The sequence below is a fragment of the Chitinophaga sp. RAB17 genome (assembly GCF_052114225.1).
GTDB lineage: Bacteria > Bacteroidota > Bacteroidia > Chitinophagales > Chitinophagaceae > Chitinophaga.
Map to the genome: position 1 here is coordinate 374,486 of NZ_JBFREI010000005.1, position 18,972 is coordinate 393,457.

General features: G+C 45.5%; 13 protein-coding genes. All 13 read left to right on the forward strand.

From position 1 onward, the window contains the following. The first annotated feature begins 105 nt into the window (after positions 1 to 105). The 13 genes from AB4Z08_RS19400 to AB4Z08_RS19460 all read left to right on the forward strand — a co-directional run bounded on the left by AB4Z08_RS19400 (position 106) and on the right by AB4Z08_RS19460 (position 18,969). Positions 106 to 1,461: an aldehyde dehydrogenase family protein gene (locus AB4Z08_RS19400; RefSeq protein ID WP_441575423.1), complete on the forward strand. Its 1,356-nt coding sequence runs from the start codon at positions 106 to 108 to the stop codon at positions 1,459 to 1,461. 66 nt (positions 1,462 to 1,527) lie between these two features. Beyond that, the gene (locus AB4Z08_RS19405; RefSeq protein WP_441575424.1) at positions 1,528 to 2,700 is read left to right on the forward strand and encodes a chondroitinase-B domain-containing protein; all 1,173 of its coding nucleotides are present in this window, start codon (positions 1,528 to 1,530) and stop codon (positions 2,698 to 2,700) included. Positions 2,701 to 2,819: 119 nt separating this feature from the next. Next, positions 2,820 to 4,331: a glycoside hydrolase family 43 protein gene (locus AB4Z08_RS19410; RefSeq protein WP_441575425.1), complete on the forward strand. Its 1,512-nt coding sequence runs from the start codon at positions 2,820 to 2,822 to the stop codon at positions 4,329 to 4,331. 224 nt (positions 4,332 to 4,555) lie between these two features. Further along, a complete protein-coding gene (locus AB4Z08_RS19415) occupies positions 4,556 to 5,161 on the forward strand; it encodes an RNA polymerase sigma factor (protein ID WP_441575426.1) in 606 nt (201 codons plus the stop codon). After that, complete coding sequence (locus tag AB4Z08_RS19420) at positions 5,154 to 5,888, forward strand: hypothetical protein (RefSeq protein ID WP_441575427.1); 735 nt, start codon at positions 5,154 to 5,156, stop codon at positions 5,886 to 5,888. Before AB4Z08_RS19415 ends, AB4Z08_RS19420 begins: the two co-directional genes overlap by 8 nt. Positions 5,889 to 5,890: 2 nt before the next feature. Next, on the forward strand, positions 5,891 to 7,330 hold the full coding sequence (locus tag AB4Z08_RS19425; RefSeq protein ID WP_441575428.1) for a S8 family serine peptidase: 1,440 nt from the start codon (positions 5,891 to 5,893) through the stop codon (positions 7,328 to 7,330). 3 nt (positions 7,331 to 7,333) lie between these two features. After that, positions 7,334 to 10,120 carry a CHAT domain-containing protein gene (locus AB4Z08_RS19430; RefSeq protein ID WP_441575429.1) on the forward strand — a complete coding sequence of 929 codons (2,787 nt, stop codon included), beginning with the start codon at positions 7,334 to 7,336 and terminating at the stop codon, positions 10,118 to 10,120. Between the two features lie 151 nt (positions 10,121 to 10,271). Next, positions 10,272 to 10,739 carry a collagen-like triple helix repeat-containing protein gene (locus tag AB4Z08_RS19435; protein ID WP_441575430.1) on the forward strand — a complete coding sequence of 156 codons (468 nt, stop codon included), beginning with the start codon at positions 10,272 to 10,274 and terminating at the stop codon, positions 10,737 to 10,739. A gap of 39 nt (positions 10,740 to 10,778) precedes the next feature. After that, positions 10,779 to 11,441 (forward strand): hypothetical protein, encoded by a 663-nt coding sequence (locus tag AB4Z08_RS19440; protein ID WP_441575431.1) that lies wholly within the window; start codon positions 10,779 to 10,781, stop codon positions 11,439 to 11,441. A 37-nt stretch (positions 11,442 to 11,478) separates the two neighbouring features. Next, positions 11,479 to 12,039, forward strand: a complete 561-nt coding sequence (locus tag AB4Z08_RS19445; RefSeq protein ID WP_441575432.1) for a collagen-like triple helix repeat-containing protein — start codon at positions 11,479 to 11,481, stop codon at positions 12,037 to 12,039. Positions 12,040 to 12,589: 550 nt separating this feature from the next. Continuing rightward, a complete protein-coding gene (locus AB4Z08_RS19450; protein WP_441575433.1) occupies positions 12,590 to 15,808 on the forward strand; it encodes a SusC/RagA family TonB-linked outer membrane protein in 3,219 nt (1,072 codons plus the stop codon). Positions 15,809 to 15,827: 19 nt separating this feature from the next. Beyond that, entirely contained in the window at positions 15,828 to 17,750 is a 1,923-nt protein-coding gene (locus AB4Z08_RS19455; RefSeq protein WP_441575434.1) for a RagB/SusD family nutrient uptake outer membrane protein, read from the forward strand. A gap of 25 nt (positions 17,751 to 17,775) precedes the next feature. Beyond that, on the forward strand, positions 17,776 to 18,969 hold the full coding sequence (locus AB4Z08_RS19460; RefSeq protein WP_441575435.1) for a DUF5000 domain-containing lipoprotein: 1,194 nt from the start codon (positions 17,776 to 17,778) through the stop codon (positions 18,967 to 18,969). Positions 18,970 to 18,972: the final 3 nt, after the last annotated feature.

Below are 18,972 nucleotides of genomic sequence, written 5' to 3' on the forward strand. Positions count from 1 at the left end.
TTCCAGTCAATATTTACCAGCTAAAATACCCGGCTGAATTTACACCGCACTCCGCTCCGGGTATCTCTTTAATCGAATACTATTTATTTATAATAAATAAACCATATGGAAAACTTAGTAAAAGAACAGTTGGACTATTTTAATAGCAACGCCACCAAACCCGTTGCATTCAGGGTCGCGCAATTAAATAAATTATACGACCTCCTGATCGCCAACGAAGCCATGCTCACCACAGCTATTTATAAAGACTATAGCAAATCCCCGTTTGAAACCTTTCAAACCGAGTTCGCTGCCGTACTGGAAGAAATAAAGGTGGCCATCAAAGACCTGGATAAATGGGCCGCCATAAAACCCGCAGCCACCAATACCCGGAATCAGCCCGCCAACAGCTATATCATCCCTGAACCTTTAGGGGTAAGTCTTATTATTGGCCCCTGGAACTACCCCTACCAGTTGTCGCTGGCGCCCGTAGTGGCCGCCATGGCCGCAGGATGCACCATTGTACTTAAACCCAGTGAACTGACGGCCAACTGCAGTGCTGCCATGGCCCGGATCATCAATACCCATTTTGAAGCCCGCTACTTCAAAGTGGTGGAAGGAGGGATACCGGAAACCACTGCGCTGTTGGAACAGCAATTTGATATTATTTTCTTTACTGGCGGCGTCGCGGTAGGCAAAATAGTATACCAGGCCGCTGCTAAACATCTTACGCCGGTAGTATTGGAACTTGGTGGCAAAAGCCCCGTCATCATCATGCCGGACAGCGACCTCGATATATCCGTAAAAAGACTGGTCTGGGCCAAATACCTGAATGCCGGCCAAACCTGCATCTCCCCCGATTATGTATATGTCCATAAAAGTATAGCTGATAATTTCCTGGAGAAAGTAGCCAAAGAAATAGCCCGGTCCGACTATAAACCAGAGAATGACAATTATGTAAACATCATTAACGAGCGCAACGCCGCACGGGTGGCTGCATTGATTAATCCTGATAAAATATACGTGGGTGGTAGTTACGATGTAAGTAAACGCTTTATTGAACCCACCGTACTACACCATATTACCTGGGAGGATAAAGTAATGCAAGACGAAATATTTGGCCCCATCATGGCAGTGATGACCTTTGAAGACCTGGACACCATCATAAAAGAAATCAAGGCACGCCCTAAACCCCTGGCGCTATATTTATTCACGAAAGATGAAAATATCACCCAAAAAGTACTCAGCGAAATATCCTTTGGCGGAGGTTGCGTAAATGAAGCCATCATGCATATCGCCAATGGCCACCTTCCCTTTGGCGGCGTAGGCGCCAGTGGCATCGGCAACTACCATGGAGAGGCCGGCTTCAGGGCATTTTCCCATTATAAAGGAATCCTCGACAAAGCACTCGTAGCAGATCCCGAAACCAAATATTCTCCTCATACCCCCGAAAAACTACAACAGATGAGGGCTGGTATTTAAACTGGGAAAAGTATTACTTCAAAAAAATTATCTTTATTCATCCGGCAAAACCCGGTGGTCTGCTTTATGAAAAAACTACTGCCTGCCATCTTATTACTACTAAGCGCCCATGCCGCTTTCTGTAAAACATATCTTATTCACAGCGAAAAAGAATTCAACGACATCAGCCGGCATATAAAAGCCGGAGACGAAATAATGATTGCAAATGGTACTTATCCCGCCTGGGCCCTTGTCATTAATACCAGCGGCACTGCCTCCCAACCCGTTACCATTATGGCGGAAACAGCCGGTAAAGTAATATTCACCGGAGATGCAGCCCAGCCCATTTTCAAACTGACCGGCAGCTACACCATACTCAGTGGCATTACTTTCTTGGCCTGTAATATATTAAAGGCAGACAAACAGGCAGGCATACTCGCAGAATTGAACAACACGCAACATTGTCGCATCACTGCATGCGTATTCAGTCAGAATGTGGCTAAAGCGCAGTTTATGCCGTTAGTAGTTGTTTCGGGCCATGGCGAATACAACCAGGTAGACCACTGCACCTTTACCAGCAATATAGATAACCAGGAGGTACAGGTGAAAATTACGAAAGATGCTTTTCCGGAATATACCCTGATAGAAAATAACGAATTCAGGGATAAAAATAAAGTCTCCTGGAAAGTAGTCAATGGAGGTGAATGCGTACAAATAGGCCAGGACCCGGTTTTACTGGGTACCCTTCAACCTAAAAGCATGGTCCGTTACAACCGCTTTATACGCTGTAGTGGCGAGGCGGAAGTGATCAGCAATAAGAGCAGCAATAATATGTACCTCCTGAATTACTTCGAAGACTGCGATGGCGAATTAGTCATGCGGGGTGGACATGATTGTATCATTGACAGCAACATCATTAAAGGCGGCAATAGTGGTATTCGGGTAAACGGAACCGGGCATCAGATCACCCATAACCAGATCAGTCATGTGAAGACGGGCATCCGGCTCATGTATGGTATGGCGGCCGGCAAAAGTGAAATAGGATTTTATATTGCTGCCAGCGATTGTATAATTAAATTCAACCGCATTGAAAATGCTGTAACAGGCATTCTGGTCGGGGATAGCAAAAACGCCGACTGGACCGGTAAATTCGATACTACCCGCTATCCTTCGAGGGTGATGCAGGATATGGCGCCTTATAACAATATCCTGTCGGATAATACTTTTATAGCAACACAAACGAACGTGGGCACACAGTAAGCCCGGTACCGTAGCTGCGTTCGCGTTTAACAATGAGATTATAACGCGAACAAATGAGATGCTTTAATGAATTAGCGTAGACATAACGGCCTATTTTTGTCTCCACCAGAATTATAAAGATGAAATTAAAATTTTTAACGGCAGTTATCATCACTATTTTAAACGCAGCAGCATCCATGGCACAGCAGGCACCCGCAAATATTCCGGGCGATTTTGCGGATCCGTCCATTATCCGGCAGGGGAATAGCTATTACGCAATCGGTACTTCCAGTGAATGGGGACCTCACTTCCCGATTTTCAAGTCCAACAACCTGCAACAATGGGAACAAACAGGCTTTTTATTTGATACGCCTCCCTCCTGGACCGTTGCTTCCTTCTGGGCGCCGGAGTATTTCTTTCACCACAATACCTACTACGTTTATTATACGGCTAAACGAAAAAGTGATGGCGTTTCCTGCATCGGCGTGGCCACTTCCGCGTTTCCCGATCATGGATTCAAAGATCATGGCGTGCTGATTGCATATGGCCATGAGTCTATCGATGCATTTGTATTCAACGACAACGGACAACTATACATTACCTGGAAAGCATATGGTCTGGATAAAAGACCCATTGAAATCCTGGGCAGCAAACTATCTGATGATGGCCTTTCCCTCACGGGTGATCCTTTCACACTCCTCAAAGACGAGCAGCGCATGGGTATAGAAGGACAAAGCATCATAAAGAAAGATAAATATTATTACCTCTTTTACTCCGCAGGTAACTGTTGTGGTGTATCCTGCACCTATCATGTACGCGTGGCCCGCGCCCTCTCTATCACAGGACCTTATGAGGAGGATGCAGCCAACCCCGTGTTGTCGGACAGCCGGGATTGGAAATGCCCCGGTCATGGCACCTTTGTACAGGATACGAAAGGCAACTACCGGTATATATATCATGCCTACAATAAAGCCAGTAATGTATTTACTGGGAGAGAAGGCATCATAGCGGCCCTATCCTGGGATGCCCAACAGTGGCCGGTGTTCAGCCATATTTCCAGTTCCCTGAAAAGCCAGCCAAACACATCTTTCCATTATGATTTTTCAACACCAACAAAAAAAATATTCTGGCAATGGGACTTTAGAAACATGCAACCCGATTTCAAACAGGCAAATGGAAAGTTATACCTGTCCGGAAAATACAGCGACAACAATCCTGCTGGCGTAGCACTTACGGTACGGCCATTCAGCGCATCCTATGAGATCAGTACGGCGATATTAAATAATAATCCCGCTGCCAAAGGATTGATCATATATGGTGATGCTACAGCTGCCCTGGGCATTGCCGTACGGGGAGATAAAGTGGAATGCTGGATTTCGAAAAATGGAAAAAGAGCCGTGCTGAACGAACAGAAAATTCAACAAACGCAGCTGCCTGTATACCTGAAGATGATCGTATCCCCCGATTTTACCTGCAGAATGTATTGGAAACAGGGCACTAACTGGAATGAACTGGCACCGGACCAAAAATCTTACCCCATCGGCTTTCTGCCGCAATGGGACCGCAGCCCGAGACCGGGTCTCAACTATATGGGCGGTGAAAAAGAGAATGCAGCGTTCAGTTTCTTCGAGATCAAATATGTTACGCCATAACACCCCATATTCAACGATAGCTGGGGCTGATCAAATTGACTAGCTCCGGCTTACTCATCTTATTATCATCATAGACAAACCCTGTCCCGGAATATTACAACCGGATAACCCAGTAGCAATAGATAATAAGAGAATATGTTTCATAGGCTGATAGAGTGGGTAAAAATATTGTTTTTTTACAGTATATTACAGCATACTATTCCCCCGTTTCCTATATTCATCTTATGACATCCCCGCAAGCATATCATGACCAGGAACAGAAAATCCTTGCCGGATTGCAATCAGGTGGCCCGCAAAGGCGCATTTATGAAAAACAATTGTATGACCACTTCCATTATCTGATTGGAGAAGGCATGCGAAAATACAGTCTCCCTGCAGAGGAAAGCGCCAGTGCCTATTCTGACGCCATTATCAGTGTCATTGACAATATCGTTCATGCCCGCTTTGAAGGCAGGTCTTCCCTAAAATCATACACCTACCAGATATTTCTTAATAAATGTGTTGACATAAAACGAAAAACAACGACTAATAAAGGGAGGGTACATCAAACTTACAGCATAGACTCACTGTTGACGCTGTTGCCGGATAATGCCCGCAACATTGTACAGCAACTGATAGACAACAGCAACCGCTCCCTGTTACAAAAAAGCCTGGCAGACCTGGGGGAAAAGTGCAAGCAGCTATTGTTGCTGTTTGAAGATGGTTACAGTGATAAAGAAATTGCTACGGAATTACAGTATAATTCTGCCGATGTAGTAAAAGTCAGCAGGCGTAGGTGCATGGAAAAACTAAAAGAAAAAATGCTACCGCTCAACCGGTTTTATGAATGAAACATTGCACTATATTGACGATTATTTCTCCGGCGCTTTATCGGCAGCGGAGAAGCAGACGTTTGAACAACGCTGTGTTGCAGATCCCGACTTTGCAAAAGAGATCGCCTTTTACCTGAGTGCACGGGATTCCTTACAGCAACAGTTGTATGAACAGAAAAAACAATTGTTCACGGAGCGCCATGCACAAACAGCCAATGTGGCTGCAACAGCTGAAAAAACTCGTGGTAAGCTGTTCTATTATATCACTGCTGCCGCTGCCTGTCTTTTAATCCTGCTGGGATGGTTCTTTATTTTTAAAGCGCCTTCTCCTCAACAACTCGCCGGACAATATATCCAAACAGACCTGCAGCAGCTGAGCGTTACTATGCATAGTGGCAGCGACAGTCTTCAAAGTGGTATAGCCGCTTATAATAACAAAGACTACGACCGTGCCGAAAAAATATTCCAATCGCTTACCCAACAGGAAGCTATTGCCCCGGATGCTACCAGGTATTTGGGCCTTGTTTACCTGATCAGTAATAAATACGACAAAGCAGTGGCTACATTTGATACGTTAATAAAGTATCCGCTGTATGCCAATCCAGGCCCGTTTTACAAAGCCCTTGCACTCATGAGACGTAACAGCCCCGGAGACCGGCAGCAGGCAAAACTCTTGCTGGAAGAAGTACGCGACAGGAAATTGCCCGGCAACAAACAAGCTATTCAATGGCTTAAAAAAATGTAAACATGAAACCTCTTCAGTTAAACCCTATGCACCTGTGTTATGCAGGCATGCTTTTCGTTTTACTACAAGCCTGTAACGGTGGGGCTAACGAGCAAAAATCAGATTCCACCCGGAAAGAACAGTCGTATCCGGAGCAAAATAAAGCGACGCCACCGCATAAAACTGATAGTCCGTATAAAGCCCCCGAATACAAACCCAACGAACTGGTGATCTACTTTAAAAAAACGCCCACACCGGCGGAGATCACCGCGCTCAAAACCCGTATCAACGCTTATATCGGCAACAATTCAGACAGTATCCGGACTCAACGTTGTAATAGTTGCACGGCAGTAGTGGAATTATGGCAGGCCACCGATATACATACGTTTGTTCATGCAGACGGTGTAAAAGGCGGTGCCAGTACAGGCAATGGCTCCAAAGGTGTGGGAGAAGATTCACTGGCCTATTACACCCAGAATTACCATGTAGACATCCCAACGGAACAATATATACCTGCCGACATCAAAAGAAAACTACCTCCGGCCGCCAATAACGGTGGTGATAATGTTATCGTGGCTTTACTGGATACCGGCGTAGATACTACCATCAGTTTTGCCAGCTACCTTTGGACCAATCCTGCTGTGGACAGAAACTGTTACACAGGTGACCTCCATGGCTGGAATTTTGTGGACCACAGCGCCAATATCCAGGATAATAATCCAGCGGCTCACGGTACTATCATCAGCCAGTTTATCATCAATGAATTCCAGCGGCGACCAGGTAATAACCTGCAGCTCATGGTGCTGAAAACACATGATAGCAACGGCAATGGCAACTTATTTGACATCATTTGCGCACTGAATTATGCTGCCAGCCACGATGCAAAAATCATCAATGCGAGCTGGGGATTCTATAGTAACTATAGTTTTCCATCTCCCTACTACCCTATTGATTCGCTCATTACACAAGATCTGGCAGCACGCGGCATCCTCTTCATAACTGCCGCCGGCAACAGAATAGAAGCAGAAGATAATAAAGGCAAACTAAGTGGTATTAAGGAAACAGATTTACGGGATCTGAAATACCATCATTTTTTCCCGGCCTGCCTTGGCGGCACTAATAATAATATCCTGGTAGTAACTACCGTTAACGACACTACGGTAAGTCCTACGCAAAATTATTCGGACAGCCTGGTCGATCTGGGAGTGAAAGCAGATCTGGCAGCAGATGGCTTTTTGAAGTTCAAAGTACCCCTGGTATTAAATGAGGTGTATATCTCCGGCTCTTCTTTCGCTACTGCTATCGCTACAGGTAAAATAGGTGCTATCTGCAAGCAAACATTATACAAGAAAAAACTTAATAAAACACAATTCATCACCGCACTTGGTACTGCTGTGCTAACAGCACCCAGACTAAGTGCTAAAAAACAGGTCCGCGAAGGCCGATTTATAAGACCCAGATAACGTATGCGCGATGGCATGCAGGTAATCATCCCCGGGAAAATATTATACAGGCAGCTACTGATACTTTGCTGCCTGTTGAGCCCTTTTTATGCCTCTTCCCAATGCCCTGCCCCGGCAGTATTCATAGATCGTATTACTGCTATTGAACAAAATAATGATACCGGCAACGAAACAAAAATACAGCAGCTGGACTCGCTGCTAAAACTTTGCCGGCAATGTCTTCCCGCCAAAGACAGTGTATATGCACGGATTGTACATCGCCTGGGAAATCTTTACCGCCTGCAGGGCGACTGGGTAAAAGCTATTCGCTATACCAGGGAGGCCATAGATGTAAATAGCCATAGTAAAGGTGCACAACCATCCTTTCTGGCCAATAGTTATTTCAACCTTGGTTTGTTTTATAATACGCTCTACCTATACCCTGAGTCGCTTCATTATTTTGATAGCTGTATCCTCATTGGTGTAAAGTACCCGGAGAAAACAGCCATTGCCATGATGGCATTTGAAAGAAAAGCTTTTTCACTTTACGGCACCGGAGACTATCAGAAAAGCATTGAAACCGCCGATATGGGCATAGCCGTAGCTGCACGCAGACAGGATACCCTGTCTGAAGTGGCATTGCTGGCGCAGAAGGCACAATCACAGGTGGCACTCAACGATACGATAGCCGCCACGCAAAACATCCGGAGAGCCTTACAAATATTACCTGCCAATGCTCCACCTGAACACCAGGCCACCTGTTTTACCATCTATGCCGGTATCCTGGGCAAGGAAAAAAAGTTCAACGCTGCAATTGCTTTTTATCAGCAGGCATTTAAGGTAAATCAACGGCTGGAGCGTTGGGACCAATGTGCCCTGAATATGCTGGATATGGGCTACCTGTACAACGATGAAATGAAAGATGCTGTTGGCGCTATCCGCTATTACCAGCAAGGCATACAGCTGGCCATAAAGTCAGGCGACCCATATGTGCTGGCCGGCGTATATAATAATCTCGGCTCCGCCTACTGGCGGTTACATCAGTACCCAAAAGCACTGCGTTACTATCAGAAAGGATTGAATGCATTACCTGTGCATTTCACAGATACCACCCTGCAGAACAATCCTGATGATCAAATGCTGAAAGGGATTGCCAATGATTATTATGTATCCACGCTGTTAGCCAACAAGGGAGAATCGCTGCTGGCAATGTATCATACCTCAAAAGACAGCATGTGGCTGCATGATGCCCTGCGCGCATTTCTGGCCGCAGATAAAGCGGTTGACCTGATGCGCTGGAAACAATATGGCGATCCTTCCAGGTTATTCTGGCGAAACCAGACCCGGAAAATGTATGAACAGGCCATTGAAACCTGCTACCTGCTCCAGAACACTACCGCAGCGTTTCATTTCTTTGAAAAAAGCCGTGCCGTATTACTGAATGATAAACTGAATGAATTAGGCGCCAGGAAGTATTTGTCAACAGCAGACATTTCCAACGAGCAAACATTGCGTATACATATTATTTCATTGCAGCAACAACTGGATTTGATCAAACCCAATACACCTGCCTATCAGCGAACTTATACACAGCTACTCAGCGCCCGTGATGCTTTGGAAAGAGCCATCAAAGACCTGGAAAAAAAATACCCCGCTTATTATCAATATAAATATGACACGGTGGTTTATACCGTATCGGATATACGAAAATATTTATCGGCTCATGGAAAATCACTGGCGGAGTACTTCACCACAGACAGCTCCGTATATATGTTGTCTATTTCTGCCACTGAATGCAAACTGCTGAAAACAGTCTTTAACAGCCGGGAAGTACTGGAGCTCATGCAACTATGCACCACGGCGTCTATGCGGGAACAGCAATACCAGCGCTATCGCCTGCTGGCACATCAGCTATATAAACAGCTGTTCAAACCATTACAACTCTCCGATAGCAGTATCATCATATCTCCAGATGAATACCTGCTTCCGTTTGAAGTACTGCAATCAGACCCTGCTGACCCCATGAGCTTCCTGGTGAAACGTTATGCCTTCAGCTATACTTATGCCGCCCGTTCTTTAATGAAAATACCGCCGGAAAGTACTGCGGGCAGCCATGGCTTCCTGGGTATTGCGCCTGTAAGTTATGCCCCACATCTGCAGCTGGCCGCGCTTACAGGGGCAGACCTTTCTCTGCAAAACATCCGGCAATATTATCATACCCCGCTTTGCCTGTCAGCAGCAACCGCCACCCGCCAACAATTTCTCACTCATTTGCCCGGGAGTCGGATCGTACAATTGTATTCACATGCCAGCGCCGGCAACCAGGATAAAGAGCCGGTGCTATACCTCGCAGATTCTGCCCTTTACCTCTCAGAACTCCAACTGGTGCAGGACTCCGTTACTGCACTCATTATCCTGTCGGCCTGCGAAGCCGGCATTGGCCAACACGCCAAAGGAGAAGGAGTGCTAAGCCTGGCACGTGGATTCACCCTTACCGGTATCCCTGCAATTATTACTACACTGTGGCAGATTGACAATAAAGCCACTTACGAATTAACAGAAAAATTCCATCGCCTGCTGAGTCAGGGACTGCCCAAAGACATCGCCTTGCAGCGGGCCAAACTGCAATTCCTGGCAGATCATGATAACAGTAACCAACTACCTTATTTCTGGGCTGCCAGTATCCTGCTGGGAGATACCACCCCTTTACAGGAACCACCCCATACAAAAGACAGCTCTATCTCCCTTTTTATCTCTGCCGGAATCCTCCTGCTCCTCTTTGCATATCTGTTGTACCGGAAATTAAAATAATCCGCGTTCATTTGTTTCCCTCCCTCATTTGCATCGCGACTAATAACGTTAGAAGTGAATAAAAACCATTTCCAACAGGGCAGTTTTGTTCATGTCAGCCTGCTGTAACATGCTGCCCTGTGCAATATTCTTAGCTCCTAAAATATCAGTAATGAAAACAATCCTCCTGATAGCAGCTGCCATTATCAGTATGGCAGTTGCTTCCTGCGAAAAAACCGGCCCCGAAGGGCCACAGGGCGATAAAGGTGATACCGGCCCTCAGGGCCCCGTTGGCAGCCCCAATGTGATTTATTCAAACTGGAACAATACATTCAGCGGAATCAGTGCCATATGGCATGTTCCCAAACTGACAAAAGAAGTATTGGAGAAAAGTGTGGTGCTTACTTATTTTTCCAACGGGGCAGGATTTTATGGGCAATTGCCTTATATAAACCTGCCCTCCTTTTATATACAAGTTACATATGGAGTAGGATTGATCGTCATTTACTCTTCAAGTAACTTAAATGGTATTTACTTCCGCTATGTCATCATTCCCGGTGGCGTATTGGCGAGGCAGGCGGCACCGCTTGACACCAGCAACTACCTTGATGTATGCAAACGCTTCAACATCCAGCCATGAGGCGGTAATGAATATTATTCATATCACAATCACAAAGTCATGAAACAGCTATTATCTATTTGGGTATTATTGGCGGTACTCCTGATTACCACAGGCAGTTGTAAAAAGGATACCGCCACGAAACCTGAAATTAAACCAACATCCTTAAAAAATACGATATGGACCGGAGAATACCAGGACCCGAACAAACCTCCGTTTCCCTACAGCATGGAATTCACCACTGATAACGCCGTAGTGCTGCGCAATGCCTATGGTGAGTATACCGGCACCTACCGGTTTGAACAAACCACCATTATACTTAATTTTCCCGGCATGGCAGCTGCATTCAGTGCCCTCGTGGTAAACAACGAGCAGTTCACTCAATTTAAAAACACGGCGGCACAGGACTGGCATTTCCTCACCGGCACACTTAATAAAACTACTGACCAGGTATTGGATAACACCACCTGGATCGGCAACTATACACCCGGCGGAACTTATGGTGACTTTCAACTGGATTTAAAACCGCTGTCAAAGGCCAGCAAAATATTTAAAACCAATCTGCAAAACGGTACTTATCTAAGAAAAGCAGGTACCCTACATATTCAGTGGACCGCACCCAATAATACCTACAGGGAATTTTGTGTATTATCTGCCGATACAATAAAAGGATTGTTAGTAAGCGATGCCAACTGGAATACGTTTACACTCACCAAACGCTGATTTTTCTCATCTCATTCAACACTATAAAACAATAGATATGAAAAAGTTCATCAAATCAGTTTACCTGATAGCCATCAGTGGCCTGTTAATATTTACCGGTTGTAAAAAAGGTGACGATGGACCAGCCGGAGCAGCAGGCCCGGTAGGACCTGCCGGACCAGTGGGTACCGCCAACATCATCTATTCTTCCTGGATGGATTCCAATCCCTGGACTAACTCCACCACTTCTGTTGGAGCGGGAAAAAAGACCTTCTATTTTGATATCGCCGCACCTAAAATTACAGCCGATATTATTGACAAAGGAACAGTGCTGGTATATGTTAAGTTTATATCGGATCCGGATGGCGCTGGAATCGCCAAATTACTGCCGAGTATTTATTATAACATAGGCGGAGCAGATACTCAGTATCGCTTTCAATACGGCTTATTCCTCAATAAAATAAGAGTCATCTGTGATATACTACCAAGTGGACTCCCTTCAAACAATAACAAAATCAGGTACATTATTATTCCGGGTGGGGTCCCCAATGCACGCACCGCCGATTATACCAGGATGAGTTATGGAGAAGTTTGCCGGCTTTATAATATCACGGAATAAACAGCTACTATTTCCTCTCCGGAAAATAAAAAAGCGGACACAAATTCAGATGAATTTGTGTCCGCTTTTTATTTTCCATGCTCAAATCCGCCACAGAATTTACTTCCAGCTAAACGACTTTATGTATTATTTTTCCTTTTGCTAAATTCGTTTATAAATCTGCTAATATCCTTTAATGCTCGCAAGCATTAATATTTACCTTCACGAAATAAAGTATCAACCAAATAAAATTTAGTAACACAGTGAAGCAAACGAATTGGATGACAAAGTAAGCAGCAGCAATTGACGCAATTGATTCCGATAATGTTTATGCCCTTGTAGCGTAAAAACCACGAATGTAAAAACTTACCCTTCAGCATGATGCCAGGCAATGCCTGGCCATGGAATGCTTTGCCTGTAAACACCGATAAATGATCGTTTGCAGATACACAGCAACTACACTGCACGCCCCGGCGCTGCAGCAGGATTTTCCATGCCCTTATCTGCGGTCCTAAGTTTCCACCGACAAGAAAAAAAATCTATTCAAACCTCCACCACAAACCATGAACAAATGAAACAAATGTATTCTCGTTACTACGTACCGCCATTATATAAGCGGTTATGTATCCTGCTCCCGCTGCTAATGTTACTGAGCGCTAGCCTGATTTTTGCCCAATCTGCCAAAAGTATACAGGGTGAAATTACAGACGAAAAAGGCAATAAAATCCCGGGTGCCACTGTGCTTATCAAGGGTACCAAAACTGGCACCAGCGCCGATGAAAAGGGACATTATATTATCCAGGTACCTGCTGGCAAAGATACGCTTACTTTTACTTTTGTTGGCTATATGCCTCAACATGTGGCTATCGGCAACCGCTCCGCTATCAACATCCAAATGCAGCCCAACTCCTCTACGCTGAATGATGTGGTAGTGGTAGGCTTTGGTACACAAAAAAAGACAAGCCTGGTAAGTTCTGTTACCTCTATCAATCCTAAAGAGATAAAAGGGCCTACCAGTAATCTTACTACGATGCTTGCCGGCAGAATTTCCGGGATCATTTCCTTTCAGCGCTCCGGTGAACCTGGCGCAGACAATGCACAGTTTTTTATTCGTGGCATCGGCTCATTCGGTACCGGTAAAGTAGATCCACTCATCATGATTGATGGCATTGAGAGTGATAACACCGCACTGGCAAGATTGCAGGCAGATGACATCTCCGGCTTTTCTATCCTGAAAGATGCCACAGCCTCTTCTATCTATGGTGCACGTGGTGCTAATGGCGTAGTACTGGTAACCACCAAGCAGGGAGAATCAGGCAAAACAAAATTCAACTTCAGGGTAGAAAATTCCACTTCCGCCAACACACAGAATTTTAAACTGGCAGACAACATCACCTATATGCGCCTGGCCAACGAAGCCTCTCTTACCAGGAATGCACTGGGAATAGCTCCTTACTCCCAGAACAAAATAGACCATACCGCCGCAGGTGATGATCCGCTGCTGTATCCCAACAATAACTGGGTAAGCCAGATGCTGAAAGATTATACCAGCAACCAGCGATATAATATGAATGTGAGCGGAGGTGGCGACAAACTGCAATACTACCTAGCGATGACCTACAACATCGATAATGGTATGCTGAAAGTTGCTCCCATTAATGATTTCAACAGCAACATCAAGCTGCGCAATTATTCCGTGCTGTCCAATGTTACGCTCAATCTCACTAAATCCACCAAAGCATTGGTGAGTCTGAAAGGACAATTCGATGATTATAATGGTCCTGTTGGTGGCGGCAACAAAATTGTTTCCAGCATACTCACCGCCAATCCGGTAGCATTTCCCGCTATATATCCACAAAGCTATCTGCCTTATGCGCAACATCCCCTGTTTGGTAATTCCATTATACCCGGCACTACCAGGGATCTGTACATCAATCCTTATGCAGAAGCAGTACGCGGATATCAGCAAAGCAACAAGAGCACCCTTACTGCACAACTGCAATTAACGCAGGATATGAGCGCTATCCTCAAAGGACTGAGTGCCCGTGCAATGGCGTATACTACCCGCTACTCTGCCTTTGATGTAGCCAGGCAATATAATCCTTTCTACTACCAGGCTTTTTCAGAAGATGGCAAAACAGTAGCAGGCATCAATCACCTGAACAACAACATTCCCGGCATCGGACAAATAGGCAATGAAGCACCTACGGAATACCTGGACTACACTCCCGGCGAAAGAAAACAAAATACCACTACCTATGTGGAAACCCAGTTGAACTACGGAGATGTTTTCGGTAAACATAACGTAACCGGTATGCTGATCGGACGCATGTTTAACTACCTGGCCGGTGGCGTTACGAACCTGCAGTTATCACTGCCTAAAAGAAATCTTGGTCTCAGTGGAAGATTCACTTATGGCTTCGATGACCGCTACCTGCTTGAATTCAACTTTGGGTACAATGGATCCGAACGTTTTGCCGCAAGTAAACGATATGGCTTCTTCCCATCTATAGGTGCCGGCTGGGTGGTATCCAACGAATCGTTCTTTAAAGGCCTCCGCAACGTGGTAGATAACCTGAAGTTCCGCGCAACTTATGGACTGGTAGGTAATGATCAGATAGGAAATGATAATGACCGTTTCTTTTTCCTTTCACAGGTTAATCTCAATGATCCCCTCAGAGGAGCCTTATTCGGCGAACGTTTCGGTTACTCCCGGCCTGGTGTTTCCACTTCCCGCTATGGCAATAATAATGTAACCTGGGAACTATCCAGGCAACTGAACTATGGTATGGACCTCACCTTATTCAATGCCTTTACTTTAACCGTAGATGGCTACAGAAATAAAAGATCAAATATCCTGATGACCCGTGCGGATATACCATCTACAGTGGGTTTGCAGGTAACTCCACAGGCCAATACCGGTGAAGCGCAGAGCAGCGGGATTGATCTGGCGCTGGACTATAAAAAATCATACGGTACCGATTTGTGGATACAGGCCCGCGGAACATTTACCTATGCTACCAGCAAACTATTGGTAAATGAAGAACCGGATTATGGCCCCGGCAAAAAATATCTTTCTCACACCGGATGGTCACTGAAACAACGCTTTGGCTTCATCGCTGAACGCTTGTTTATTGATGAAAAAGATGTTGCAAACTCACCACGGCAATTCGGCGACTATGCCGCCGGCGATATTAAATACCGCGATGTAAGTGGCGATGGACAAATCACCTCTGATGATATCGTACCTATCGGCTTACCGGAATACCCGGAAATATTATATGGCTTCGGTTTCTCTGCCGGGTATAAAGCATTCGACTTCAGTATGTTCTTCCAGGGTTCTGCACGTAGTTCTTTCTTCATCAATCCTGCCTCCATTTCACCTTTTGTAAACAATCCTCAGAATCCACTGAACGCAAACGAAATAATACCAGGCGGCCAAAGTGGTTTGCTGGATGCAGTAGCCCAGGATCACTGGTCGGAAGATAACCGTAATTCTTATGCCTTCTGGCCACGCCTGAGCAACACCTATGTGATCAATAACACCCAGTCATCTACCTGGTGGATGCAGAATGGCGCCTTCCTTCGTCTTAAAACGGTGGAGTTGGGGTATAACTTCCCAAGGACATTACTTAAGCGTGTGGGCATCTATAGCGGCCGACTTTACCTCAACGGCATGAACCTGCTCACCTTCAGCAAATTCAAACTATGGGATCCTGAAATGGGAGGCAATGGCCTTGGCTACCCTGTTCAACGGGTTTATAACATTGGTGCGCTCATTGGATTTTAATTTCTCAAAATATCTTGTTATGATCAGAAAGAAATATAAACACTTTATATACGGCCTCGTGAGTGTAGGTTTGGTATCTGCTTTTTTACCTGCCTGCAAAAAGTCATTCCTGGATGTAACTCCCGATAACATTGCCACCGTAGACCTGGCCTTTAACTCTGCGAGTGAAGCCGAAAAATATTTATTTACCTGTTACTCTTATTTGCCGGCAGATGGAAACGTAGAAAGCAACCCCGCCTTTATGGGAGCTGATGAACTGTGGATGGAATATCCTACAGTAAGGATCAGCAGTTATGTGTGGAATATAGGAAGAGGTAATCAGAACAAAGCAATAGCATATGTAAACACCTGGAGCGGAGATAACTCCTACTATCGTGCTATCAGGGATTGCAACGTATTTCTGGAACAGGTGCAGGACCTGAAAAAAGTACCTGACCTGGGAATAGATATGCGTACCCGTTGGATTGGTGAAGTACAATTTCTAAAAGCTTACTATCACTACCTCTTGCTTCGCCAGTATGGCCCGATCGTTATTGCTGATAAAAATCTGGCGATAGATGCTCCTATCAGCGAAATGCGTGTAAAACGTTCACCGGTAGATGCTTCTGTAGATTACATTATCGCCTTGCTGGATACTGCCGCAGCAAAACTGCCTGAACGTATTCAAAATAATGCGACAGAAATGGGCCGTCTTACCCGCGTAATTGCCAAAGCGGTGAAAGCAAAAGTACTGGTAATGGCAGCCAGTCCATTGTACAACGGCAACCCTGATTTTGCCAACTTCAAGGATAATACAGGTACATTGCTCTTCAACCCTGCCTTCAGCATAGAAAAATGGCAGCGTGCTGCCGATGCGTGCAAGGAAGCCATCACTGCAGCCGAAAGCAACGGCCGCACCTTGTATCAATTTCCTGCCGCATCAGAATTTAATATCACAGACACTACCAGGATTCAACTGGGCTTAAGAGGCGCCGTTTCAGAACCGCTGAACACCGAGGTAATATGGCCGTTGACCACGTCTATTACCATTGCCCTGCAGGCATTTGCCATGGCACACACTGACCCTGAGCAATCCACCAATACCGGATCAATAGCAGTGATGGCGCCTACCTTGAAAAGTGTTGGTATGTTTTATACCAAAAACGGCGTACCTGTTCAGGAAGATAAAACCCTGAACTTCTCCAGCCCTAACCAGCTGCGTACAGCCGTTGCGGAAGAAAAATACAACCTGATTGAAAACTACCAGACTGCCAGGATCAACTTCGATCGCGAACCACGCTTCTATAGCTCCCTTGGCTTCGATGGCGGCATCTGGTATATGACCAACAGCCCAAGTAACTCCGACAATGATACATGGACAGTACAATCAAAAAAAGGACAGTTTGGAAGTGGTCTTTCTATCCCTGTTACCGGCTATTATCCGAAAAAGCTGGTAAATCGAAAATTCATCTGGCAGGCCAGCAATGCTGTCTATATCGAGAATTACGCATGGCCGGAAATCCGCCTGGCCGACCTTTATCTGCTCTATGCAGAAGCCCTCAACGAGGCGCAGGGACCAGTGGCAGATGTACATGAATATATCAACCGGGTACGCAGCCGTGCAGGCCTAAAAACAGTGGCGTCATCCTGGACACAATACGCTAACAACCCGGCCAAATATACCACCAAAGATGGCATGAGGGCCATCATCCACCAGGAACGTGGAATTGAGTTCGCCTATGAAGGACAACGTTTCTGGGACCTGAGAAGATGGAAAGAAGCCGGTGTACAGCTGAACGGAAATATACAGGGATGGGATACCAACCAATCAGATGCCAGCCTCTATTACAAAACCATTACGCTTTTTTCCCAGCGCTTTGTTGTTCCAAGAGATTATTTCTGGCCAATAGCAGAAGGAGATATGCGCGTAAATCCCAACCTGGTACAAAATCCGGGATGGTAATTTCTTCTTATTAAAATAATATCCAATGACCAGACATATTATCAAACATATATCAGCTATAACGCTAACGGCTATACTTATTTCTTCCTGTAAAGAAGAGAAAATGCACGGCCCCATAGAGCAAAGCAAGGGTGCTCCCGGCGAGGTGTCGCATGTACAGATACAAAATAATAATGGCTATGCTGAAATCAGTTATGTACTTCCGGACAACCCCGACCTGGCCTATGTGAAGGCCGTTTATGAAGTAGGAAAAAACGGGAAAAGGGAGATAAAAGCATCTTATTATACGAACCGTATGATACTGGACGGTTTTGGCGATACCCTGGAACACAAGGTACAGCTCTATGCCGTAAATCGTGGTGAGGAAGTCTCCAAACCAGTCACCATTACGATACAACCATTGGTCGCTCCCATTACACTGACATTCAGAAACATGAAAGTAGTGGCTACATTTGGAGGTATCAATATACAGGCCATCAATAAATTCAGGTATCCGATGGTCATCATGCCACTCCGTGACACCACCGGGAAAGGTGCTTATTCCAACCTGGATAATATTTACACAGAAGATAGTATCATCAACAGGAATATACGCGGACTGGACACGGTAGCTACCAAATTTGCGATTGCCATCCGCGACCGTTTCCTGAACTATACAGATACGTTGTATGCTACGCTGAAACCCATCTTTGAGCAAATGCTGGACAGACTGAATTTCAGCACTGTTAAGCTGGCCAATGATGCCGTTTTTGTGTACTCCACCAACCAGGAAATGATGTGGGACGGACGAGGCGCCAGTCGATGGCCATCTGCTTTCACAGATGAATCTGCCGGCGGCCCGGTATCATTTACCATCAATCTCGGCAAAAGCACTATTCTTAGCCGGTTTAAGATATTCCCTTACGAGGAAATTGGTAGTAACTTTTATATCAGAGGTAATCCCCACCTGTTTGAAGTATATGGCTCCAATAACCCCACGCCGGACGGTAACTGGGCCAGCTGGACAAAATTACGTGACTGTGAAGTCATCAAACCTTCCGGACAAGCCTATGGTACGGAAACTACCAGCGACAGAGAACTAGCCATCGCCGGCTGGGAGTTCGACTTTCCTCCCGGACTTCCCCCATATAAATATATCCGGTTCCGGATGCTGCGCAGCTGGCAGGGACATTATGGATTCTCTATATCCCAGCTGAAAATCTGGGGAGCATCTATGTAAATC